This window comes from Pedococcus sp. P5_B7 (assembly GCF_054049895.1).
The window spans coordinates 364070-386282 of record NZ_JBFULM010000006.1; the positions used below are offsets into that span (position 1 = coordinate 364070).

At 71.8% G+C, this 22213-nt stretch carries 22 protein-coding genes; 1 reads left to right on the top strand and 21 read right to left on the bottom strand.

Annotated features, from left to right (window positions below; translation table 11 throughout):
- Positions 1–20 precede the first annotated feature (20 nt).
- From pyrF to ACXJKD_RS15595, 13 genes are all read right to left on the bottom strand, one after another.
- Positions 21–911: an orotidine-5'-phosphate decarboxylase gene (gene pyrF / locus ACXJKD_RS15535; protein WP_457255510.1), complete on the bottom strand. Its 891-nt coding sequence runs from the start codon at positions 909–911 to the stop codon at positions 21–23.
- Positions 908–1864 (bottom strand): dihydroorotate dehydrogenase, encoded by a 957-nt coding sequence (locus tag ACXJKD_RS15540; protein ID WP_457255511.1) that lies wholly within the window; start codon positions 1862–1864, stop codon positions 908–910. Before ACXJKD_RS15540 ends, pyrF begins: the two co-directional genes overlap by 4 nt.
- Complete coding sequence (locus ACXJKD_RS15545; protein ID WP_457255512.1) at positions 1864–2772, bottom strand: dihydroorotate dehydrogenase electron transfer subunit; 909 nt, start codon at positions 2770–2772, stop codon at positions 1864–1866. Before ACXJKD_RS15545 ends, ACXJKD_RS15540 begins: the two co-directional genes overlap by 1 nt.
- Positions 2769–6116 carry a carbamoyl-phosphate synthase large subunit gene (carB, locus tag ACXJKD_RS15550; RefSeq protein ID WP_457255513.1) on the bottom strand — a complete coding sequence of 1116 codons (3348 nt, stop codon included), beginning with the start codon at positions 6114–6116 and terminating at the stop codon, positions 2769–2771. Before carB ends, ACXJKD_RS15545 begins: the two co-directional genes overlap by 4 nt.
- Complete coding sequence (carA, locus tag ACXJKD_RS15555; protein WP_457255514.1) at positions 6116–7315, bottom strand: glutamine-hydrolyzing carbamoyl-phosphate synthase small subunit; 1200 nt, start codon at positions 7313–7315, stop codon at positions 6116–6118. Before carA ends, carB begins: the two co-directional genes overlap by 1 nt.
- Positions 7312–8076, bottom strand: coding sequence for a PH-like domain-containing protein (locus ACXJKD_RS15560; RefSeq protein ID WP_457255515.1), 765 nt, complete (start codon positions 8074–8076; stop codon positions 7312–7314). The genes carA and ACXJKD_RS15560 overlap by 4 nt, the downstream gene beginning before the upstream one ends.
- Entirely contained in the window at positions 8073–9362 is a 1290-nt protein-coding gene (locus tag ACXJKD_RS15565) for a dihydroorotase (protein ID WP_457255516.1), read from the bottom strand. The genes ACXJKD_RS15560 and ACXJKD_RS15565 overlap by 4 nt, the downstream gene beginning before the upstream one ends.
- A complete protein-coding gene (locus ACXJKD_RS15570) occupies positions 9359–10363 on the bottom strand; it encodes an aspartate carbamoyltransferase catalytic subunit (RefSeq protein ID WP_457255517.1) in 1005 nt (334 codons plus the stop codon). Before ACXJKD_RS15570 ends, ACXJKD_RS15565 begins: the two co-directional genes overlap by 4 nt.
- Complete coding sequence (gene pyrR, locus ACXJKD_RS15575; protein ID WP_457255518.1) at positions 10360–10974, bottom strand: bifunctional pyr operon transcriptional regulator/uracil phosphoribosyltransferase PyrR; 615 nt, start codon at positions 10972–10974, stop codon at positions 10360–10362. Before pyrR ends, ACXJKD_RS15570 begins: the two co-directional genes overlap by 4 nt.
- Positions 10975–11121: 147 nt before the next feature.
- A complete protein-coding gene (nusB, locus tag ACXJKD_RS15580; protein WP_457255519.1) occupies positions 11122–11535 on the bottom strand; it encodes a transcription antitermination factor NusB in 414 nt (137 codons plus the stop codon).
- Between the two features lie 32 nt (positions 11536–11567).
- Complete coding sequence (efp, locus tag ACXJKD_RS15585) at positions 11568–12128, bottom strand: elongation factor P (protein WP_457255520.1); 561 nt, start codon at positions 12126–12128, stop codon at positions 11568–11570.
- Positions 12129–12268: 140 nt separating this feature from the next.
- Entirely contained in the window at positions 12269–13186 is a 918-nt protein-coding gene (locus tag ACXJKD_RS15590) for a hypothetical protein (protein ID WP_457255521.1), read from the bottom strand.
- Positions 13187–13188: 2 nt separating this feature from the next.
- A complete protein-coding gene (locus tag ACXJKD_RS15595; RefSeq protein ID WP_457255522.1) occupies positions 13189–14193 on the bottom strand; it encodes an SPFH domain-containing protein in 1005 nt (334 codons plus the stop codon).
- A 65-nt stretch (positions 14194–14258) separates the two neighbouring features.
- Here ACXJKD_RS15595 and ACXJKD_RS15600 point away from each other — a divergent pair, with 65 nt between their 5' ends.
- Positions 14259–14933, top strand: a complete 675-nt coding sequence (locus tag ACXJKD_RS15600) for an NUDIX hydrolase (protein WP_457255523.1) — start codon at positions 14259–14261, stop codon at positions 14931–14933.
- A gap of 16 nt (positions 14934–14949) precedes the next feature.
- Here the strand turns inward: ACXJKD_RS15600 and ACXJKD_RS15605 are convergent, their stop codons facing one another.
- The 8 genes from ACXJKD_RS15605 to ruvX form a co-directional block, all read right to left on the bottom strand.
- Positions 14950–15879: an intradiol ring-cleavage dioxygenase gene (locus tag ACXJKD_RS15605; protein ID WP_457255524.1), complete on the bottom strand. Its 930-nt coding sequence runs from the start codon at positions 15877–15879 to the stop codon at positions 14950–14952.
- 216 nt (positions 15880–16095) lie between these two features.
- Positions 16096–17166: a 3-dehydroquinate synthase gene (gene aroB, locus ACXJKD_RS15610; protein ID WP_457255525.1), complete on the bottom strand. Its 1071-nt coding sequence runs from the start codon at positions 17164–17166 to the stop codon at positions 16096–16098.
- A 13-nt stretch (positions 17167–17179) separates the two neighbouring features.
- Positions 17180–17713, bottom strand: coding sequence for a shikimate kinase (locus ACXJKD_RS15615; RefSeq protein ID WP_457255526.1), 534 nt, complete (start codon positions 17711–17713; stop codon positions 17180–17182).
- Positions 17710–18933 (bottom strand): chorismate synthase, encoded by a 1224-nt coding sequence (gene aroC / locus ACXJKD_RS15620; protein WP_457255527.1) that lies wholly within the window; start codon positions 18931–18933, stop codon positions 17710–17712. Before aroC ends, ACXJKD_RS15615 begins: the two co-directional genes overlap by 4 nt.
- 37 nt (positions 18934–18970) lie before the next feature.
- Complete coding sequence (locus ACXJKD_RS15625; RefSeq protein ID WP_457255528.1) at positions 18971–19666, bottom strand: prepilin peptidase; 696 nt, start codon at positions 19664–19666, stop codon at positions 18971–18973.
- A 13-nt stretch (positions 19667–19679) separates the two neighbouring features.
- Positions 19680–20498 carry a shikimate dehydrogenase gene (locus ACXJKD_RS15630; RefSeq protein WP_457255529.1) on the bottom strand — a complete coding sequence of 273 codons (819 nt, stop codon included), beginning with the start codon at positions 20496–20498 and terminating at the stop codon, positions 19680–19682.
- The gene (mltG, locus tag ACXJKD_RS15635) at positions 20491–21684 is read right to left on the bottom strand and encodes an endolytic transglycosylase MltG (protein ID WP_457255530.1); all 1194 of its coding nucleotides are present in this window, start codon (positions 21682–21684) and stop codon (positions 20491–20493) included. Before mltG ends, ACXJKD_RS15630 begins: the two co-directional genes overlap by 8 nt.
- Complete coding sequence (gene ruvX, locus ACXJKD_RS15640) at positions 21681–22196, bottom strand: Holliday junction resolvase RuvX (protein WP_457255531.1); 516 nt, start codon at positions 22194–22196, stop codon at positions 21681–21683. The genes mltG and ruvX overlap by 4 nt, the downstream gene beginning before the upstream one ends.
- Positions 22197–22213: the final 17 nt, after the last annotated feature.

The following is a 22213-nucleotide window of genomic DNA, read 5'->3' on the forward strand; positions in this document are numbered from 1 at the left end:
CGTGCCCTCCAGAGGAGCCGTCAGCGCAGCAGGGCACCCAGCGCGGCGCTGGTCTGGAGGGCGCGGTCACGCAGGGACGCGACGTCCGGTCCGGCCGTCAGCACCTCCCGGCTGCTGGCCGGCAGGACGTTCGGGAGCGCGTCGCCGAAGACCCGGCGCAGGTCGTCCGTGGTGCCTCCCTGGGCACCCACGCCCGGTGACAGCAGCGGTCCATTGACCGCTGCCAGGTCGAGCTGGAGCTCCTGGACGGCTGTCCCGACCGTGGCCCCGACGACCAGGCCGACGCTCCCCAGCTCACCCCTGGCGGCCGCGGCGGCGTTCTCGGCGGCCGCCGACGTGACCATGCTCTCAGCGACGCTCATCTCGCGCAGTCGGGCGTGTTGCACCGTGCGCCCCTCCGGGTTGGAGGTGAGCGCGAGCACGAAGACCCCTCGGTGGGTCTGCGCTGCCAGGTCGAGAGCGGGCCGCAGCGACTCGAAGCCGAGGTAGGGGCTGACCGTCAGGGCGTCGCCGGGGGCGACGGCGTCCTTGCCGAGGTAGGCCTCCGAGTAGGCCGCCATGGTCGAGCCGATGTCGCCGCGCTTGGCGTCGAGGATGACCAGGGTGCCCGCCTCGCGCAGCGCGTCGATGGCGCCCTCGAGGATGGCCACGCCCCGCGACCCGAAGACCTCGAAGAACGCGGACTGGGGCTTCACCACGCCCACGTGCCCGGCGAACGCCTCGACGCAGGCGTCGGTGAACCGGGCCAGGCCGTCGAGGTCGTAGCCGAGGCCCCACGACTCGACCAGCGCACGGTGCGGGTCGATGCCGGCGCAGAGCGGGCCGTGGGTGTCGGTGGTGGCGCGCAGCCGCTGGCCGAAGGTCAGTCCGGTCATGCTCGGCTCCGTGGTCGTGCTCGTGGTGTTCGTCATGCCACCCTCCCGTGGGCCACACCGACGACGTCGGTGAACCGCTCGAATCCCTTGTCCTCCAAGAGCCCCGCCAGCTCTCGGCCCACTCGCACCGGGGCGCTCGGGTCGTTGAAGGTCGCCGTGCCCACCTGGACGGCACTGGCTCCGGCGGCGACCAGCTCGAGGGCGTCGCGTCCGGTGCGCACTCCCCCGACGCCGATGATCGGCACCGTGGGCAGCCGCCCCTCGAGCATCGCCGCCCGGGTCTGCCAGATCGCGCGCACGGCGACCGGGCGGACCGCGGGCCCGGAGAGGCCGCCGGTGACCCCGGCCACCTGCGGCCGGAGCCGGTCGGTGTCGATGACCATGCCGAGCAGGGTGTTGATCATCGTCAGCCCGTCGGCGCCGGCCTTCACGCAGGCCTGCGCGACGCCCACGATGTCAGTCACGTCGGGCGTCAGCTTGGCGAAGATCGGCACGTCGCGGGGCAGCTGCTCGCGGACCAGCGCGACCACCTTGGCGCTGGCCATCGGGTCGCAGGCGAAGACCAGCCCGCGGTTGGCGACGTTGGGGCAGGAGATGTTGACCTCGACCCCGACGACCGCGTCGAAGGCGTCACTGGCCCGCAGGGTCGCCGCCACGTCGGCGAACTCGCCGCTGGTGTTGCCGGCGATGGACACGAGGGTGCGGGCCCCGGCCTGCTTCAGCCAGGCGAGGTCCTGGTCGACGAACGCGGAGATGCCCGGACCCTGGAGTCCGATCGAGTTGAGCATCCCCGAGGGCGTCTCGGCCATCCGTGGGGTGCCGCGGCCGGAGCGCGGGTCGGCCATCACGGACTTGGTCACGAAGGCCCCGAGCTCACGGATGTCGAAGAACCGGGCGAGCTCGCGCCCGTTGGCCGCGCAGCCGGAGGCGGTCATCATCGGGCTCGGCAGGGTCGCGGCGCCGAGGCGCACCGACATGTCGACCGGCATCAGTGACCCCCCACCCGAGGTGCACCGAGGGCGTCGGCGGGCACGGCGCACCGCCCGTCCGAGAACGCGTCCCAGCGCACCCGGTCGCCGCGGAAGACCGGGCCCTCGACACACGAGCGCACCATGCGGGTCGCCCCGTCCGTTCCGGTCACCGGCATCACGCAGGTCATGCAGACGCCCACCCCGCACGCCATCGACTCCTCGACCGCCACCTGCGCCACGGCGCCCTCGGCCGTCGCGACATCGGTGACGGACTTCAGCATCCCCATCGGCCCACAGCCGTAGACGACGGCCGCGCCGGTGCGCCGGATGACCATCGCGAGGACGTCGGACACCCAGCCCTGGTTGCCCATCGAGCCGTCATCGGTGGTGACGGTCACGCCGTCGGCGTAGCGGCGGGCCTCCAGGACGCCGAAGAGCTTGGACTCCGTGGCGGCACCGAGCACCATCTCGACGTGGCAGCCACGCCCGCGCAGCGCCTCGGCGAGCCAGAACAGCGGTGCGCTGCCGTAGCCACCGCCGACGAGGACGCACGCCACCCGCTCGGTGGGCAGTGGGAACGGGCGGCCGAGTGGGCCGACGATGTCGACCTCGTCGTGGGCCCGCAGGGTGCTGAGCCACTCGGTGCCGGCGCCGACCGCGGAGATCACCACGTCGACCGTGCCGCCGTAGGTGCCGGACGGGCTCACCTTGTGGATCGAGAAGCACCGTCGCAGCAGGTTCGCGCTGGTGTCGCCGCCGACCGCCAGGGCGACGAACTGACCGGGGCGGGCCAGCTCGGCCAGGCCGGGGGCCACGAAGGTGAGGTGGTGGTAGGCGCCGGCCCGGCGGGTGGCGATCAGCTCGCCCGTCACCTGGACGACGCCGGACCCCTCGAGGCCGGTATGCCGCGTGCTCGCCGCGCTCACGCGACACCCCCCGCGTTGCCGGGCTTCCTGGGGGCGGCCCCCACTCCGGTGCCGACCCCGTAGAGGTCGAGGTCGCGGGCGTGCTCCTGGAGCGGCTTCACGGTGAACTCACCCTGCATCTGGGCCTCGATGCCCTGCACGGCGGCGGCCAGCTCCTGGACCGTGGTGACGATGGGCTTGTCCATCGAGGTCGTCGCCGCCCTGATCGCGTAGCCGTCGGCCCGCGCGTTGGGACCGCTCGGCGTGTTGACGACCATGGCGATCTGGCCGTCGAGGATGAGGTCGACGATGCTGGAGTCGCCTTCCTCGCGCTCACTGTGCTTGTGCACGACGTCGGACGGGATCCCGTTGCGCCGCAACACATCCGCGGTGCCCGTGGTCGCGACGATGGTGAAGCCGAGGTCGGCGAGCCGCTTGACCGGGAAGATCATTGCCCGCTTGTCGCGGTTGGCGACCGAGACGAAGATCTTGCCCTCGCGCGGCAGGCCGGAACCCGCCGCGAGCATGCCCTTGGCGAAGGCGGTCCCGAAGTCCTGGTCGATGCCCATGACCTCGCCCGTGGAGCGCATCTCCGGCCCCAGCAGGCTGTCGACCACCTGTCCGTCCTTGGTGCGGAACCGCTTGAACGGCAGGACCGCCTCCTTGACCGCGACCGGGGCGTGGCTGGGCATCGAGCCCCCGTCACCGTGGGGCGGCAGCAGGCCCTCCTCGCGCAGCTCCTTGATGGTGGCGCCCAGCATCACCCGGGCCGCGGCCTTGGAGACCGGGACGCCCGTGGCCTTCGCGACGAACGGCACGGTCCGGGAGGCCCGGGGGTTGGCCTCGAGCACGTAGAGGATGTCCTGCGCGAGGGCGAACTGGACGTTCATCAACCCGCGCACACCAATGCCTTCCGCGAGCTTGAGGGTGGCCTCGCGGACCCGCTCCAGCTCGGCGACCCCGAGCGTCACGGGCGGGAGGGTGCAGGCCGAGTCGCCGGAGTGGATGCCGGCCTCCTCGATGTGCTCCATGATCCCGCCGAGGTACATGTCCGTGCCGTCGTAGATCGCGTCGACGTCGATCTCGATGGCGTCGTCGAGGAAGCGGTCGACCAGCACCGGGTGCTCCGGGCTCGCGACGGTGGCCCGCGTGACGTAGGTGGCCAGGGTCTCGTCGTCGTAGACGATCTCCATGCCGCGTCCACCGAGCACGTAGGAGGGCCGCACCAGCACCGGGTAGCCGATCTCGCGCGCCACCTCGACCGCCTCGGCGGCGCTGTAGGCCGTGCCGTGCTTGGGCGCCGGCAGCTGGGCTTCGGCGAGGACCCGGCCGAAGGCCCCACGGTCCTCGGCGAGGTCGATCGCCTCGGGGCTGGTGCCCACGATCGGCACACCGGCCTCCTTCAGCGCCTTGGCGAGCCCGAGCGGGGTCTGGCCACCGAGCTGCACGATGACCCCGGCGACGGGACCGGCCTGCTGCTCGGCGTGCACGACCTCGAGGACGTCCTCGAGGGTCAGCGGCTCGAAGTAGAGGCGACTGCTGGTGTCGTAGTCCGTGGAGACGGTCTCGGGGTTGCAGTTCACCATCACCGTGTCGTATCCGGCGTCGCGCAGGGCGAAGCTGGCGTGCACGCAGGAGTAGTCGAACTCGACGCCCTGGCCGATCCGGTTCGGGCCGCTGCCGAGGATGAGGACCGCCGGCCGCTCGCGGGGCGCGACCTCGGTCTCCTCGTCGTACGCGCTGTAGTGGTACGGGGTCGTCGCGGCGAACTCGGCCGCGCAGGTGTCGACGGTCTTGTAGACCGGGCGCACCCCGAGGGCGTGCCGCACGCCGCGGACGACTGCCTCCGGCATACCCCTCAGGGAGGCGAGCTGCGCGTCGCTGAAGCCGTGCCGCTTGGCCAGCCGCAGCAGGGCCGGCGTGAGCTCGGGCGACGCGCCGACCCGGTCGGCGATGGCGTTGATGAGGGCCATCTGGTCGAGGAACCACGGGTCGATGCCGGTGGCCTCGTGCACCTCCTCGACGGAGAGCCCGCCGCGCATGGCCTGCTGCACGGTGACGATCCGACCGTCGGTCGGTGTCTTGGCCGTGTGCAGGAAGGTGCGGGCCTGCTCCTCGCTGGGGGTCGGGTCATCCCAGTGGAAGGTGCTGCCCTTGCGCTCCAACGAACGCAGCGCCTTCTGGAGCGCCTCGGTGAAGTTGCGGCCGATGGCCATCGCCTCGCCGACGGACTTCATCGTCGTGGTCAGCGTCGGGTCGGCGGCAGGGAACTTCTCGAAGGCGAACCGCGGCACCTTGACCACCACGTAGTCGAGGCTCGGCTCGAACGATGCCGGGGTCTCGCGGGTGATGTCGTTGGGCACCTCGTCGAGGGTGTAGCCGATGGCCATCTTCGCGGCGATCTTGGCGATCGGGAAGCCGGTCGCCTTGGACGCCAGGGCAGAGCTGCGCGAGACGCGCGGGTTCATCTCGATGACGATGATGCGGCCGTCGACCGGGTTGACCGCGAACTGGATGTTGCAGCCACCGGTGTCGACGCCGACCTCGCGGATGATCGCGATGCCGATGTCGCGCAGCCGCTGGTACTCGCGGTCGGTGAGGGTCAGCGCCGGGGCCACCGTGATCGAGTCGCCGGTGTGCACGCCCATCGGGTCGAGGTTCTCGATGGAGCAGACCACCACGACGTTGTCGGCGTGGTCGCGCATCACCTCCAGCTCGTACTCCTTCCACCCGGTGATCGACTCCTCGAGGAGCACCTCGGTGACGGGCGAGTACTGCAGTCCGGCACCGGCAATGCGGCGCAGGTCGGTCTCGTCATAGGCGAAACCGGACCCGAGGCCACCCATCGTGAACGACGGGCGGACGACCACGGGGTAGCCGAGCTGCGTTGCGGCACTAAAGCATTCGTCCATCGAGTGGCAGATGACGGACTTGGCCGACTCCGCACCGCAGCGCTCGACGACGCCCTTGAACTTCTCGCGGTCCTCGCCGAGCTGGATGGCCTCGACGTTGGCCCCGATGAGCGGGCAGTCGTACTTCTCCAGGACTCCGGAGTCGTGCAGCGAGATCGCGCAGTTGAGGGCGGTCTGGCCGCCGAGGGTCGCGAGCACCGCGTCGGGACGCTCGCGGGCGATGATCGCCTCGACGATCTCGGGGGTGATCGGCTCGACGTAGGTGGCGTCGGCGAACTCCGGGTCGGTCATGATCGTCGCCGGGTTGGAGTTCACCAGGATGACGCGGATGCCCTCCTCGCGCAGCACGCGGCAGGCCTGGGTGCCGGAGTAGTCGAACTCGCAGGCCTGGCCGATGACGATCGGCCCCGACCCGATGACGAGGACGCTCTTGATGTCTTCCCGCTTCGGCATCAGGCGCGGTTTCCCTTCTCGTTGTTGCTCATCAACTCGACGAACCGGTCGAACAGGTAGGCCGCGTCGTGCGGACCGGCGGCCGCCTCCGGGTGGTACTGGACCGAGTAGGCGGGGAGGTCGAGGCACTCGAGGCCCTCGACCACGTCGTCGTTGAGACACACGTGCGAGACCCTCACCCGCCCGTAGGCCGTGCCGTCGGCATCGGCGGGCGCCGTCACCTCGCGGTCGGTCGGTGCGTCGACGGCGAACCCGTGGTTGTGGGCGGTCACCTCGACCTTGCCGGTGGTCCGGTCCATCACCGGCTGGTTGATGCCGCGGTGGCCGTACTTCAGCTTGTAGGTGCCGAAGCCCAGCGCGCGGCCGAGCAGCTGGTTGCCGAAGCAGATGCCGAAGAAGGGGATCCGCGCGTCGAGCACCTGGCGCAGCACCGCGACCTCCGCGTCCGCGGTGGCGGGGTCGCCCGGGCCGTTGGAGAAGAACACGCCGTCGGGGCCGCCCTCCCCCACCGCCACGATGTCGTCGATGGTGGAGGTGGCCGGGAGCACGTGCACCTCGATGCCGTGCTGCGCCATGAGGGTGGGCGTCATCGCCTTGATGCCCAGGTCCAGGGCGGCGACGGTGAACCGCCGCTCCCCCACGGCCGGCACGACATACGCCTCGTCGGTGCTCACCTCGGCGGCCAGGGCCGCTCCCTTCATCAGCGGCGCCTGCTGGACCGTCTCGACCAGCTCGGCGACGGACCGCTGCGCCTTCTCGCCGGAGAAGATGCCCACGCGCATCGCCCCGCGCTCGCGCAGGTGGCGGGTCAGCGCGCGGGTGTCGATCCGGCTGATGCCGACCACGCCCTGCTCGACCAGTGCGTCCTCGAGCGAGCGCTGCGACCTCCAGTTGGACGGTCGCAGGGCGGGGTCACGCACGACGTAGCCGGCGACCCAGATCCGCCCCGACTCGTCGTCCTCGTCGTTGATCCCGGTGTTGCCCACGTGCGGCGCGGTCATCACGACCACCTGCCGGTGGTAGCTCGGGTCGGTCAGCGTCTCCTGGTAGCCGCTCATCCCGGTGGAGAAGACGGCCTCCCCGACGGTCTGCCCGGTCGCGCCGTAGGCGTCACCGCGGAAGGTGCGGCCGTCCTCGAGGACGAGGACGGCGGGGGCCCGGTCCAGGCCCAGGTCGAACCCAGTGGCAACGGCGCTCATGATGTCGTCTTTCCGGTGCTGTCGGTGTGCTCGTCGGACCGCTGTGCGGACGGTGCGGCGTCGGTGTGGCGTGCGGACGGGTCGCCGGACTGCTCGACGGTGGAGGTCTCGGAGCTCTCGGTGGTCTCGGAGCTCTCGGTGGTCTCCGAGGTCTCAGCGGTCTCAGCGGTCTCGGCGGGCTCGGGGGTCTCGGCGGGCTCGGGGGTCTCGGCGGGCTCGGGGGTGTCCCCGGTGTGCCACCACAGGGCCGACTCGACCCGCTCGACGTCGGCCTTGTAGCGCGGCAGGAAGCCGGTCTCGTAGACGTCGCCGTTCTCGGCGCGCCACTGCAGGACGACGAGGCGGTTGCCGCCGACGAACTTGCCGACCATGCCGCGCTCGCGCCGGGCCGAGCGCAGGCGCGCCGCGGGGATGACCACCGTCGCCTCGCCCTGGCGGTCGATGCGCACCAGCTCGTCGGCGTCGCCCCGGCTCACGATGAGGGTCGCCTTGGCGCGGTTGCCCAGCCCCTCCACCGTGACCCGCTCCAGGCGGTTCTCGGCCGTGGTGGTGCTGACGTAGATGCCCTCCACGATGACCTGTGCGGGCTTCTCCTTCAGCGCGGGCGCCTCGAGGGAGTGGTCGCGGGACGTCCGGCTGCGCTCCGCGGCGATCGCCGCGGACTCGTGCTGGTGGCGCTTGCGCACCCACGCGGCATACAACAGGGCGTAGATGAGCCCGAGGGCCACGAGCATGACGCCCACGGCTTGCAGACGGGTCACGCGACGGCTCCCTTCTGGGCCGTCACGCGGCCGCCGAACACCGTGGCGTGGACGGCGCCCCGGAGCGTGCGGCCGTGCCACGGGTTGTTGCGCGACAGCGAGAGGGAGGCGCTGCGGTCGACCGTCACGGTGGCGGTCGGGTCGACCAGCGTCAGGTGCGCGGGCGACCCCTCGACGAGGGGCTGGCCGTGGGAGGTCAGCCCGGCGATGCGGGCCGGTGCCTGCGACATCACCCGCGCCACGCCCGCCCAGTCGAGGAGGCCCCCGGCGACCATCACGTCGCTCACCACGGACAGTGCCGTCTCGAGCCCGAGCATGCCGAACGCCGCGTCGACGAAGGCGTGCTCCTTGTCGTGTCGGGCGTGCGGCGCGTGGTCGGTCGCCACTGCGTCGATGGTGCCGTCGGCCAGTGCGGCGCGCAGGGCGTCGACGTCCTCCTGGGGGCGCAGCGGCGGGTTCACCTTGTAGGTGGGGTCGTAACCGCTGAGCAGGTCGGTGGTGAGGACGAGGTGGTGCGGCGTGACCTCGGCCGTGACGGCGATCCCCTGCGCCTTGGCCCACCGGATGACCTCCACGGTCCCGGCCGTCGACACGTGCGCGACGTGGACCCGGGAGCCGGTGTGTCGCGCGAGCATGACGTCGCGGGCCACGATCGACTCCTCGGCGATGCCGGGCCACCCCGGCAACCCGAGGCGACCGGAGAGCTCGCCCTCGTGGGCGCAGGCCTGGGCACCGGCGAGGTGGGGGTCCTGGGCGTGCTGGGAGACGACGCCACCGAAGGCGCGGACGTACTCCAGGGCGCGACGCATCACCCGCGAGTCGTGGACGCAGTGGCCGTCGTCGGAGAAGACCATCACCCCGGCGCGGGAGCGGTGCATGAGCCCGAGCTCGGCGAGCTCCTCGCCGGCCAGGCCCTTGGTGACGGCCCCGACCGGCACGACGTCGACCAGCCCGGCGGCCCGACCGAGGTCGAGGATCCGCTCGGCCGCCTCCGCGGTGTCCGTCACCGGGGTGGTGTTGGCCATGGCCAGGATCGCGGTGAAGCCACCGATCGCGGCGGCGGCAGACCCCGAGGCGATCGTCTCCGCGTCCTCGCGGCCCGGCTCGCGCAGGTGGGTGTGCAGGTCGACCAGCCCGGGCAGCGCCACCAGGCCGTCGGCGTCGAGGACGTCGGCCCCCTTGGCCGAGCGGATCGTGCCGACCTCGACGATCCGGCCGTCCTCGACGAGCAGGTCCTGCGCCCCCGCTCCCGCGAGGTCCGCTCCGGTGACCAGCAGCGTGCTCATGCGGTGCCTTCCTCTCCGGCCAGCAGGTGGTAGAGGACGCTCATCCGCACCGCGACCCCGGCGCTGACCTGGTCGAGGATGAGCGACTGTGCTGCGTCAGCCGCGTCCGCGCCGATCTCGAGCCCTCGGTTCATCGGGCCCGGGTGGCAGATGACGACGTCGGGGTTCGCGGTGACGAGGGTGTCGAGCCGGGGGCGGGTCAGGCCGTAGCCGACCGTGTACTCGCGCGCCGTCGGGAAGAATCCGCCGCTCATCCGCTCGCGCTGCACCCGGAGCATCATCACCGCGTCGGCAGTGGGCAGGACCGCGTCGAAGTCGTGCGTGAGGTCGAAGCCCTCGGCCTTCGCCCAGGCCGTGATGCCGCTGGGCATCAGCGTCGGCGGCGCGACCAGGGTGACGCGGGCGCCGAGCGTCTTGAGGGTGATGAGGTTGGAGCGTACGACGCGCGAGTGGGTGAGGTCGCCGACGATGAGGACGTGCCGGCCCTCCAGGCTCCCGAGCCGGCGCTCCATCGTGTAGGCGTCGAGCAGGGCCTGGGTCGGGTGCTCGTGCATGCCGTCACCGGCGTTGATGACGTGGGCGTCGACCCACTGGCTGACCTGGTGGGCCGCGCCGCTGGCGTGGTGTCGGATGACCAGCGCGTCGACTCCCATCGCCGCGACGGTCAGCACCGTGTCGCGCAGGGACTCGCCCTTGGACGTCGAGGAGCCCTTGCCGCTGATGTTGATGACGTCGGCCGACAGCCACTTGCCGGCGATCTCGAACGAGCTGCGGGTGCGGGTGGAGTCCTCGAAGAAGAGGTTCACCACGGTGCGCCCGCGCAGGGTGGGGAGCTTCTTGACCTCGCGCTGCTGCACTCCGTGCATCTCCGCCGCGGTGTCGAGGATGGCCCGGACCTGCTCACGGTCCAGGTCCGCCGACGACAACAGGTGCCGCTTGGTATGCCGAGTGCTTGCCTGCTGCTCGCGGGTCACGGTGCTGCTCGTGGTGGCGGTGGTCATCGGGTCTCCCCTCCGGCGATGGTGACCTGGTCCTCGACGTGGTCGGGCTCGCTGAGCCGCACCCTGACCTTCTCGCTGCTCGAGGTCGGGAGGTTCTTGCCGACGTGGTCGGCGCGGATCGGCAGCTCGCGGTGGCCGCGGTCGACCAGCACGGCGAGACGCACGATCCTCGGGCGGCCGAGGTCGGAGAGGGCGTCGAGCGCGGCCCGGACCGTGCGGCCGGAGTAGAGCACGTCGTCGACCAGCACCACGACCTTGTCGTCGATCCCGGTGGGCGGGATGTCGGTGTGCATCGGGCTGCGGGTGGGCTGGCGGCGCAGGTCGTCGCGGTGCATGGTCACGTCGAGCGCACCGACCGCGACCGGGGTGCCCTCGACCTCCTCGATGAGCGCCGCGAGCCGTCGCGCCAGGGCAACCCCGCGGGTCGGGATGCCCAGGACCACCAGGTCGGCCGCGCCCTTGTTGTGCTCGAGGATCTCGTGCGCGATCCGCCGCAGGACGCGCGCGATGTCCGACTCGGTCATCACCGAGCGGGCGTCGTCACCGGAGACGGCTTCGGGGACGGGAGCCGTGGGCGGGGCCGCCGAGGGTGCCGCAAAGTCAGGACGCATCGCGTCAGGACCTCCTTCCCTGCCTCACAGGACAGGTCGTTAAAGGATGTCGTTCGCGGGCGACTCTACCTCGTGTCGTGGGCCCGCGGCATACCGGCCCACCGAAGTCGGGTCGCCGTTCTCGGGGGCACCTCGGTCAGCGCCTCGTCACGCGAGGGTGGGCTTGACCTCGGCCAGCCGACCGAGCAGGCCGTTGACGAACTTCGGCGAGTCGTCCGTGGACAGGCTCTTGGCCAGCTCGACCGCTTCGGCGATCGCGACGCTCTCCGGGACCTCGGTCGCGTAGAGCACCTCGAACGCCCCGAGCCGCAGGATGGCGCGGTCGACACTCGGCATCCGCTCGAGGGTCCAGCCCTGCGAGTAGGTCGACAGGAGCTCGTTGATGTCGTTCCAGTGCGCGACGACACCCTCGACCAGGTCGGAGGTGTACTGGTTGAGCGGGACCTCGGTGACCGGCTTGGCCAGCCGCTCGGCCAGCAGGTCACGCGCGTTCATGCCGCGGTTCTCGGCCTCGAACAGGAGGTCGATGGCCCGCTTGCGGGCTTTGCTTCTAGCAGACACGGTGTGCGGGCTCCGATGCGGTTGAGACGGCGCTAGTTGACTCGGCCGAGGTAGGAGCCGTCGCGGGTGTCGACCTTGACCTTGGTGCCCTGCTCGAGGAACAGCGGGACGTTGATCGTCGCGCCCGTCTCGAGGGTGGCGGGCTTGGTGCCACCGGTGGAGCGGTCGCCCTGCAGGCCCGGCTCGGTGTAGGTGATCTCGAGGACGACCGAGGTCGGCAGCTCGACGTAGAGGACCGTGCCGTCGTGGGTCGCGACCTGGGCCGTCTGGTTCTCGAGGAGGTAGTTGGCGACGTCGCCGACGGTGGCCTCGGGGATGTGGATCTGGTCGTAGGTCGAGCCGTCCATGAAGACGTAGTCGGACCCGTCCTTGTAGAGGTACTGCATGTCGCGACGGTCGACGTTCGCGGTCTCGACCTTGACGCCCGCGTTGAAGGTCTTGTCGACCACCTTGCCCGACAGGACGTTCTTGAGCTTGGTCCGCACGAAAGCCGGGCCCTTGCCGGGCTTGACGTGCTGGAACTCCACGACGGTCCACAGCTGGCCCTCGAGGTTCAGGACCAGGCCGTTCTTGAGGTCGTTGGTCGATGCCACGTGAGTGTCTCTCTCTGTTCAGGTGCGCAGGCCGGTCGAGGGCCATCGGTATGCCGCGGGCGTGCGAGCGCGCGGCAGTCCCGGGACGTTGTCATTTCCTGCTACGCCCGGATGTTGCGGGGTGGGAGTCGGCGGACAGTCTAGCCGTCGGCCCCACGCTCCCCCGAATCGCTGACGAGCGCCAGGGTCTGCGCGGCGAGACCGACCTCGATGCGCTGGCCCCACGAGAGCTCGAGGTTGTCGTTCTCCATGCCGTCGCCGAAGACGACGAGGCGGTCGCTCAGCACCTCGAGTCCGAGGGTCCCCGCCGTGAGCAGCCCTTCGGTCAGGGCGGTCCCGGTCGTCGGCGACGGCCACGCCTCGCGGACGAACCACGCCAGCCTGCCGTCCTCGGGAGTGGGGAGCGCGAGGCCGCTGTGTCGTTCGGCCGCCAGCGAGGCACACCAGCCGGTGGCGCCGGTCCCGGTCGAGACGACCAGCCCCGAGGAGGCCTGCCGCTCGGTCAGGTCGTCGACGGCGAGCCGGTAGCGCGCCGTCTGGTGCGACTGGTGCCCGACGAAGACCTCGTTGAGGGCGAGGAGGCGCTGCCCGTCGTCGGTGGACGCCTGCACCATCGTCCGCCGCTGCACGGCGGCTGCTCCGCTCGACGCCTGGAGCAGGACGTGGCGCAGGTGGGCCGGAGCCGGATGGACCAACCCGCCCGCACCGGCGCCCGGCCACGGGTCGATGCCCACCACCGGCTGGCCGTCGAGGTACTTCGCGGCGTTGGCGACCAGCCCGTCCTGACCGACGACGACCACGACGTCGTCGGCGGCGAACAGGAACCGCGGGAGGTCGGCTCGTTCGACGACGCCACGGCGCCAGTCACCGGGGACGGCGCCGGCCACTTCACGCAGCGCCTCGGCCTGGGCCTCGTGGGCCGCCTCCACCCCGGCCAGGTCACGCCCGCGCTGGCGGAGGAAGAACTCGGCCGCCCCACGGGTGCCGTGCCGGTCCAGCAGGGCCTCGAGCTCGGTCCTGCGGTGGACGACCACGACCCGTGGCGCGAGGGTGGCCACGGTCACCCCTCCTCAGGTCGGCCCAGCCTGGCCAGGATGGGGCTGATCAGGTCGGGGGTGAGCACCAGGCTCTGGATGGCCGGGAGGTTGGTGGCGAGCTCCCTGAAGGCCAGGCCGGTGAGGACTCCCTCCGGAAGCGTCGCGTAGACCTGCACCCGAGCCGCCTCGGCCCCGGCCTCCGCCTCGCCGACCTCGCGGATCCTCGAGGCCTGGCTGGTCGAGAGCATCTCGTCGCGGGCGGCCTGGGCCCGGGCCTCGATCTCGGCGGAGGCCGCCTCCTCCTCGGCCTTGCGGCGGGCGTTGGTGCCCCGCTGGCCCACCAGCTCCTGCTCGCGGCGGGCGAGCTCGATCTGGCTCTGCATCTCGTTCTCGGCGATGGTCCGCTCGCGCTCGACCGCGAGCGCACGTCGCTCGTAGGTCGCCTTGTCGGCGTCCTGCTGGACCTGCTCGCGGGTGGGCGTCTGCAGGGCCCGTTCGACGTCGGGCTCCGGTCGCACCGCCACCACCCGGACCTCGACGACCTCCAGGCCCGTCGCCCCGACGCGCCCGTCGGCCCGAACTCCCTGGGTGACCGCTGCACGGACCTCGGCGTAGCCGCGGGTGAGGGCCTCGACCAGGGTCAGTCCGGCCAGCACCTCCAGCGCGTGCTGCTGCGCGCTCTGCGTGAGCAGCGCCCCGAGCTGCCCCAGCGGGTCACTGCGCCAGCGGCCGGTCGCGTCGTCGAGGCCGAAGTCGAGGCGCTCGGCGGCCAGCGCCGGCTGCACGACCCGGAACGTGATGGCCGCCTGCACCGTGACGTCCTGGAAGTCGAGGGTGCGCGCGTGGAACAGCATCGGCAGCTCGCGGTCGTCCACCGGCACCTCGGACAGGATCGCTGACAGCGGCCGGAACCAGAAGGACTGTCCGTTCCCCTCGTGCACGATGGTGCCCGACCGGGTGTGCCGGACCCACGACGTCGAACCGCTGCGCAGGTGCCGAAGGAACGGCACGGTGGTGATGTCAGCCATCTCGAGCTCCTTAATCGTCGTTATGACGATTACTACGATACGACGCTTCTGCTATTCTCGTCAAGGTGACGAATAAGACTCCTGTCCTGGCCGTCGACGTCGTGCTCCTGACCATCCGCGACCACACCCTCCACGTCCTCCTGGTGCGTCGCGGTGTCTCCCCGTTCGCCGGCCGGTGGGCGCTGCCCGGGGGCTTCGTCGAGCCGGACGAGGGACTGGACGACGCCGCCCAGCGCGAGCTCGTCGAGGAGACCGGCATCGTCTCCCCTGCCCACCTCGAGCAGCTCAAGACCTATGGCGACCCGGACCGCGACCCCCGCTCACGGGTGGTCTCGGTGGCCTACATCGCCCTGGTCCCGGACCTTCCCGCGGCGACCGGCGGCAGCGACGCGTCGGAGGCGAGGTACGTCCCGGTGGCCGACGCGCCGCCCCTCCCCTTCGACCACGACACGATCCTCGGCGACGCGGTGGAACGGGCCCGCTCCAAGCTGGAGTACACCTCGCTGGCCACCGCCTTCTGCCCACCGGAGTTCACGGTCGCCCAGCTGCGCCGGGTCTACGAGACGGTCTGGGGGGTCCGGCTGGACCCGAGGAACTTCCACCGCAAGGTGACCGGGGCCAAGGGCTTCCTGGCAGCCACCGGTGCGACGACCAACGTGGACGGCGGGCGCCCCGCCGCGCTGTTCCGGCGCGGTCCGGCCGCCCTCCTGCACCCCGCCCTGCTGCGCACCGACGCATGACCGTCGCTGGACGCGCTCAGACCCCGATCGTCAGGTTGGCGACGTAGCCGTCGGTGGCGTTCCCGGTGACCGTGGCGAGCTGGTAGATGCCGCCGTCGTTGCCGAAGACGTTGTCCGACGTGAGTGACGTCTGCGCCAGGTTGCCGACGCTGGCCTCGTAGCCCGACGTGGCGTACACCTGCGCACAGGGGGCCTCGGGCAGGGCGATCTGGGAGGTCTTGACGATCTGCCCGCTGCTCGTGGCCTGTGACAGGGACTGGTAGACCTCGAAGTGGATGTGCGGCCAGCGGCCCGAGTATGCCGCGGGGAAGATGCTCGTGAAGGTCGCCGTGCCGGAGCCGTTGGTCGCCTGCACCCCGCGCAGGTAGTTCTCGTCGGTGACGCCCTGGGAGTAGAGCGAGTACTGGCCGTCGCGGTCGCAGTGCCAGAGGTAGACGGCGGCCCCGGACAGGGCGGCGTAGCCGTTGCCCGCGTCGGTGACGGTGAGGTTGATGGTGAGCGGGACGCCCTGCGCCTTGGTCGTCGACGAGCCGAAGCTGCTGGTGATGTCGGACCGCACGATGCCCGAGTCGTCGAGTACGTTGGGCCCGTTGGAGCCGTCACCCGGGTAGGGGCCGCCGGTCTCGTCGGGAACCTCGGCCTTAGGGGTGGTCCCGGTGCTGGCGCTCGAGGCGGAGGTCGAGGACGTCGAAGAGGTCGCCGAGCTGGTGCTGGAGGTGGACGACGTGGTCGAGCTGGTCGAGGCCGCCGAGTCGCCGGCGGCGCCGCACGCGGCGAGCGCCGCCGTGGCCCCGAGGCCGCCGAACAGGCCGAGCACCCGACGCCGGTCGAAGAGCGTGGCGATGTCGAACTCGAGCCCGCGGTCGTGGCGCTCGTCGTGCGGCGACCCGAAGTGGTCGGTGCCGTGGTCCTCGTCCTGTTGAGGCGTCTGCTGGTTCGTCGTCATGCGTTCACTCTCGGTGAACGGTCCATGTGATGCATTTGCGGCTGCTGTGCGCTTGCTATGAGCGCACCTAGGGACGCCTTCACCTCGAAAGGTTGTGCTTCACCCGGGAACCGTTCCGGGGTGAAGGTCAACCTTGTCCCTGGACCCGATAAAGGTGGGGCCGAGGAGGTGGGGCCGGGGCAGGTGGGGCCGGGGAGGTGGGGCGGGGGGACGAGCTCAGCGGGAGACCTCGGCGTAGGCGGCCTGGAGCAGCGCCGGGTCGGGGCCCTCGAGCCGCACCGGCCGACCCACGTCGGACAGCACCACGAACCGCAGCAGCGAGCCGCGCGACTTCTTGTCGCGCTTCATCGCGTCGAGCAGCTGCGGCCACCGGTCGCCCCGGTAGGACACCGGCAGCCCCAGCGAGGTGAGGATGGCCCGGTGCCGGTCGACGAGGGTGTCGTCGAGCTTGCCGGCGAGGCGGGCCAGCTCGGCGACGTAGACCATGCCGATCGAGACGGCCGCCCCGTGCCGGAACGCGTAGCGCTCGACCTGTTCGACGGCGTGACCGAAGGTGTGGCCGTAGTTGAGGATCTCGCGCAGGTCGGCCTCCTTGAGGTCCTGCGCGACGACCTCGGCCTTCACCCGGATGGCCCGCTCGATGAGCTCGCGGACGTGGGGGCCGTCGGCGCGCGTGGCGCCCTCGGGGTCGGACTCCACGAGGTCGAGGATCGCCGGGTCGGCGATGAAGCCGCACTTCACGACCTCGGCCAGCCCGGCCACGAAGTCGTGCTTGGGGAGGGTCTCGAGCGTCGCGAGGTCGCAGAGCACCCCGGCCGGCGGGTGGAACGACCCGACGAGGTTCTTGCCCTCCGCGGTGTTGATGCCGGTCTTGCCCCCGACCGCCGCGTCGACCATGGCCAGCAGGGTCGTCGGCACGTGGACGACCCGGATGCCGCGCAGCCAGGTGGCCGCGACGAAGCCCGCCAGGTCGGTGGTCGCCCCTCCCCCGACGCTGACGATGGCGTCGGTGCGGGTGAAGCCGGCCTGCCCGAGGACTCCCCACAGGAAGGCCGCCACCTGTGCGGTCTTGGCTTCCTCGGCATCGGGCACCTCCGCGGCATACGCTTCGAAACCCTTGGCCACCAACGCTTCTCGCACGCCTTCACCCGTCGCCGCGAGGGCGCGCGGGTGCACCACGAGGACCCGCTGGGTGCCCGCGCCGAGCAGCTCGGGCAGCTCACCCAGGAGACCGGTGCCCACGACGACGTCGTAGTCGCCTCCGACACTGATGCGGGTCGTGCTCATGCGGTGGGTCTGTTCATGTGATGTCTCCGGTCGGGGCGCCGAGGAACGCCAGGATCTCCTCGACCACCGCGGCCGGCTTGCGGCCGGCGGTGTCGACCCGCACGGTGGCGAGTCGCTGGTAGGTCGGGCGTCGCTCGTTCATCATCTTGGTCCAGCTGGCCCGGGGGTTGACCATGAGCAGCGGGCGGCTGGCGTCGAAGCCGATGCGGCGGGCGGCGTCGGCGATGCCCACGTCGAGGAAGACGACGGTGTGCCCGGCCAGCGCCGCCTGCACCTGGGGGTCCATCGGGGCTCCCCCACCGAGCGAGACGACGCCGACCTCCTCGGCCAGGGCGCGTAGCACCTCGGTGCGTTCCAGGTCGCGGAAGTGGGACTCGCCGTGGTCGACGAACAGGTCGGGGATGGACTGGCCGGCCGCCACCTCGATGGCTCGGTCGGTGTCGTGGGCGGGCAGGTCGAGCGCGCGGCCCAGCCGGCGGCCGATCGTGCTCTTGCCCACCCCGGGCGGACCGATGAGGACCAGCCGGGGAGTCGTCGTGGCACTCACCACGTGCGCATCGCCTCGGGGATCGCCGCGAGGTATGCCGCGTGGTTGCGCGACGTCTCGGCGACCGAGTCGCCGCCGAACTTCTCCACGCAGGCCTGGGCCAGCACGAGGGCGACCATCGCCTCGGCGACCACCCCGGCCGCAGGGACCGCGCACACGTCGGAGCGCTGGTGGATGGCCTTGGCTGCCTCCGCGCCGGTCGTGTCGACGGTGTCGAGGGCACGAGGGACCGTGGAGATGGGCTTCATGGCCGCCCGTACGCGGAGCACGTCACCGGTGGACATGCCACCTTCGGTGCCACCCGCGCGACCGGTGCGCCGGTGGATCACCCCAGCGGTGTCGCGCTCCATCTCGTCGTGGGCGGCCGAGCCCCGCCGCGCCGCGGTGCGGAAGCCGTCGCCCACCTCGACCCCCTTGATGGCCTGGATGCCCATCAGCGCTGCTGCGAGCTGCGCGTCGAGCCGGCGGTCCCAGTGCACGTGCGAGCCGAGGCCCGGGGGCAGCCCGTAGGCCACGACCTCGACCACGCCACCCAGGGTGTCGCCGTCCTTCTTGGCCGCCTCGACCTCGGCGACCATGGCGGCCGAGCCGACGGCGTCGAGGGTGCGCACCGGGTCGGCGTCGATCTGCTCGACCTGGTCGGGGGTGGGCAGCGGCGCATCCTCGCCGACGCCCGCCATACCGATCGCCACGGTGTGCGAGACCAGCCGGATGCCGTAGGCCTGCTCGAGGAAGCGGGCGGCCACCTCGCCCAGGGCCACGCGGGCGGCTGTCTCCCGGGCCGAGGCGCGTTCGAGCACCGGCCGCGCGTCGTCGAAGCCGTACTTCTGCATGCCCACGAGGTCGGCGTGCCCCGGACGCGGACGGGTGAGCGGCCGGTTGCGGGCGACCTCCTTGTCGGCGTTGACGTCGTCGGCGGCGGCGTAGGCCTCGTCGGAGACGGGGTCGGGCGACATCACCGTCTCCCACTTGGGCCACTCGGTGTTGCCGATCCGGATCGCCACCGGCGAACCCATCGTCACGCCGTGGCGCACTCCCCCGAGGAACTCGACCTCGTCCTGCTCGAACTTCATCCGGGCACCCCGTCCGAAGCCGAGCCGACGTCGGGCCAGCGCGGCGGCGACGTCCTTGGTCGTCACCTCGACCCCGGCCGGAAGGCCCTCGATCGTCGCGAGGAGGGCCGGGCCGTGCGACTCACCTGCGGTCAACCAGCGGAGCATGTGCCGATCCTCCCATGCAGGTCACGGTGCGGTTCCGCTAGGCCACCACGTGGTACTGCACGAGCACGCCGACGAAGGCGCCGACCAGCATCGACGGCCCGAAGGCGATGTGCGAGCGCATCCCCACCCGGCGGCCGACCAGCATGACGAGGGCGATCAGGCCACCCACGAGGAAGCCCGCCATCAGGGCCACGACGGCCTCGCCCACCCCGAGCCACCCCAGCAGCAGGCCGATGAGACCCGACAGCTTCACGTCGCCGAAGCCCAGCGAGCTCGGCGAGAGGAGCAGCATGACGAAGTAGATGGCGTACATCACCGCCAGGCAGGCCAGCGCCCGCACGAGCGCGCCCCAGTCCCCCAGCCCGGCGGTCGCCAGGACCACGAGCGCGAGCAGCGCCGGGTAGGAGGGCAGCACCAGCCCGTCCGGCAGGCGGTGCACGTCGGCGTCGATCCAGACCAGGGCCACCGCCAGCCAGGCGAAGTAGAGGAACGCCGGCAAGGCGGCCCAGCCGGCCTGGTCGCCGATCCGCCAGCCGAGCACGGCCCACTCGCCCGCCACCGCGACGGCCGGCCACCACCAGTGCCGCGGCAGGTCACCGGCCTCGTCCGACTCGACGCGGTAGCCGCCGGTCGCGAGGGCACGTCCGGTGAGCCCGCCCACCACGGCTCCCGCGAGCGCGAGCAGGACCAGCGCCCAGGGAGCGGTCCCGGCGCCGTCCGCCAGCTCGATCACCGGCGCTGTCCCCTCATCGACCCAGCGCCTGTCTCCCGGCGGCATACATCGCCTGGACGGGGGGCTGCTGGCCGGTGAACAGCCGGAACTGCTCGGCGGCCTGGTAGACGAGCATGTCCAGCCCGGACACCACGTCCATGCCGGTCGCCGCCGCGGCCCTGGCCAGCGGGGTCGGCCAGTCGGCGTAGACGACGTCCATCAGGGTCCCGCGGCGCTTGCGCGTGCCGAGCGCCCGCGCAGCGAGCTCGCCCGCCGCCGGCGGCAGGGTGCTCACGACGAGCCCACCCGGGTGGGTCGACCCCCACGACTCCAGGGGCACGAGGTCGATCGCGATCCCCGCGTGCACGGCGAGGCGCAGGGTCTCCGGGCGGACGTCGCCGCGCACCACGAGCCGGATCCGGTGCACGCCGAGCGACCCGAGTGCCAGGACCGCCGACCGAGCGGTGGCCCCGCCCCCGAGCAGCGTGGCGGTGCCGTCGTGCTCGACCTCGGCGAGGGCAGCCTCGAGTCCCCGGACGTCGGTGTTGTGGGCGTCCCAACCGCCGTCGCGGCGCCGCACGAGGGTGTTGACCGAGCCGGTCACCCTGGCCGTCTCGGTGACCGTGGTGGCCACCGAGAACGCCGCTTCCTTGAGCGGCATGGTCAGGCTCAGCCCTCGCCAGGTGGCGTCCAGGCCGGCGACCCACGCGGGCAGCTCACCCTCGGTCAGCTCGTGCGCGACGTAGGACCAGCCGGTGAGCCCCAGCGTGCGGTAGCCCGCCCCGTGCAGCACCGGGGACAGTGAGTGCTCCACCGGTGACCCGAGGACCGCCGCCCGGCGCGGCTCAGCCACCGCCCTCGCACTTCGGCTTGTTCTCCTCGCACCACGTCTGGCGCTGGGCGTTGTTGCGGTCGTGCTCGGCCTGCGTGGTGGCGAACAACGTCTCGCCGGTGTCGTAGTTGACGGTCACGAAGTAGAACCACGGGCCCTCGGTCGGGTTGGCCGCAGCCTCGATCGCAGCCGCACCCGGGCTGCTGATCGGCCCGGGCGGGAGTCCCTTGTGCGTGTACGTGTCGTAGGGGTTCGACTTGGCCGAGTCGTACTCGGTCTTGGTGAGGTTGCCCCGCTTCTTGAGCACGAAGTTCACCGTGGAGTCCATCTGGAGCAGCCCGACGGTCGGACCCGACGGGTTCTCCAGCCGGTTGTCGATGACCCGGGCGACCTTGCCCCGGTCGGCCACGCCGGCCTCACCCTCGACGATCGAGGCCACGATGAGGGTCTTCTGGTAGTCGGCCTCCTCGACCCCGGCCTTGGCCAGCTCGCCGACGGCCTTGGCCACCATGATCTTGAGCTGCTGGGTCGCGGTCGACTTCGCGGGGAACTCGTAGGTCGCCGGGTAGAGGTAGCCCTCGACGTTGCCCTTCGCGACGGCCGGCAGGCCGATCGCGGCCGCGTCCTTGGTCGCTGCGGTGTACTCGGCGACGGGCACACCGGTGCCCTTGGACAGCGCGGCGAAGACCTCCGACTTCCACAGGCCCTCCCGCACCGTCACCCGGGGCACGCTGCGGTTCTTCGGGTCGAGCAGGATGGCCAGCGCTCCCGCTCCGGACATCTGCTTCTTCATCGTGTAGGTGCCCGGCTGGATCGCGGCCGCGCGCGAGTCCCCGGCCGCGGCGTCGAGGTAGGCGCCTGCGCTCTTGACCACGTCGGCCTTCTCCAGCGTCGCGCCGATGGCGCTGCCGGTGTCGCCGTCGTTGACGACGATCTGCACCTCACCGGTGCCGGGACCGGGGTAGTCGTTGCTCTCGAAGAAGCCGTCGACGACGGGCCGCAGGACCGTGTATGCCGCGAACGCCGCGACCGCGACGATCGCCAGCGCGATGAACAGGCATCCCGTGCGCCGGCCCCTGCGCTTCTTCGGGCGGGCGCTGCGGTGGCGTTCGGCACGGGTGCGGACCGGCTGCTCGGCCTCGGGCGTGCCCTCGCGCGCGTCGTCGTGCCCCCCGAAGATCGAGTGCTCCAGATGGGGCTCGGTCATCGCCGCCTGTCCTTCGTCCGGGGCTTGCGCCCACCTGTCCTGACCAGCTCGCCGGGCGGCTGCCCGGAACTACGCTCCGTGTCGAGCGCGGTCTGCAGGATGAGGACTGCAGCCGCTTGGTCGACCACCGAACGTTGCCGCCGGCCGTCGACCCCGCTCGCACGGAGGTTGCGGTGGGCATCGACCGTCGTGAGCCGCTCGTCGACCAGACGGACGGGCACGGGGGCGATGCGCTCCGACAGCCGCCCAGCATACGTGCGCGCGGCCTCCGCGGCGGCACCTTCGTCACCGGCGAGTGTCCTCGGGAGGCCCACGACCACCTCCACCGCCTCCAGCTCGGCGACGACGCCGGCGACCTCCTCGAGGTCCGTGGGGTGGGCGGACGCATCGTCGGGATCCCGCGCGACGGTCCGCACGGGCGTGGCCAGCAGGGCCGACGGGTCGCTGGCGGCGACCCCGACGCGGACGCTGCCGACGTCGATGCCCACCCGCCGTCCTGGGCGGGTGGGCATCGAGGTGGGGGTGGGCT

Excerpts from the sequence above, each read along its gene's own strand:
- carB (WP_457255513.1), bottom strand. The coding sequence starts at position 6,116 with ATGCCGAAGCGGGAAGACATCAAGAGCGTCCTCGTCATCGGGTCGGGG.
- ACXJKD_RS15540 (WP_457255511.1), bottom strand. The coding sequence starts at position 1,864 with ATGCCGGTCGACATGTCGGTGCGCCTCGGCGCCGCGACCCTGCCGAGC.
- ruvX (WP_457255531.1), bottom strand. The coding sequence starts at position 22,196 with ATGCCCACCCGCCCAGGACGGCGGGTGGGCATCGACGTCGGCAGCGTC.
- mltG (WP_457255530.1), bottom strand. The coding sequence starts at position 21,684 with ATGACCGAGCCCCATCTGGAGCACTCGATCTTCGGGGGGCACGACGAC.
- ACXJKD_RS15570 (WP_457255517.1), bottom strand. The coding sequence starts at position 10,363 with ATGACCACCGCCACCACGAGCAGCACCGTGACCCGCGAGCAGCAGGCA.
- aroB (WP_457255525.1), bottom strand. The coding sequence starts at position 17,166 with ATGAGCACGACCCGCATCAGTGTCGGAGGCGACTACGACGTCGTCGTG.
- ACXJKD_RS15595 (WP_457255522.1), bottom strand. The coding sequence starts at position 14,193 with ATGGCTGACATCACCACCGTGCCGTTCCTTCGGCACCTGCGCAGCGGT.
- ACXJKD_RS15565 (WP_457255516.1), bottom strand. The coding sequence starts at position 9,362 with ATGAGCACGCTGCTGGTCACCGGAGCGGACCTCGCGGGAGCGGGGGCG.
- aroC (WP_457255527.1), bottom strand. The coding sequence starts at position 18,933 with ATGCTCCGCTGGTTGACCGCAGGTGAGTCGCACGGCCCGGCCCTCCTC.
- carA (WP_457255514.1), bottom strand. The coding sequence starts at position 7,315 with ATGAGCGCCGTTGCCACTGGGTTCGACCTGGGCCTGGACCGGGCCCCC.
- pyrF (WP_457255510.1), bottom strand. The coding sequence starts at position 911 with ATGACGAACACCACGAGCACGACCACGGAGCCGAGCATGACCGGACTG.
- pyrR (WP_457255518.1), bottom strand. The coding sequence starts at position 10,974 with ATGCGTCCTGACTTTGCGGCACCCTCGGCGGCCCCGCCCACGGCTCCC.
- ACXJKD_RS15605 (WP_457255524.1), bottom strand. The coding sequence starts at position 15,879 with ATGACGACGAACCAGCAGACGCCTCAACAGGACGAGGACCACGGCACC.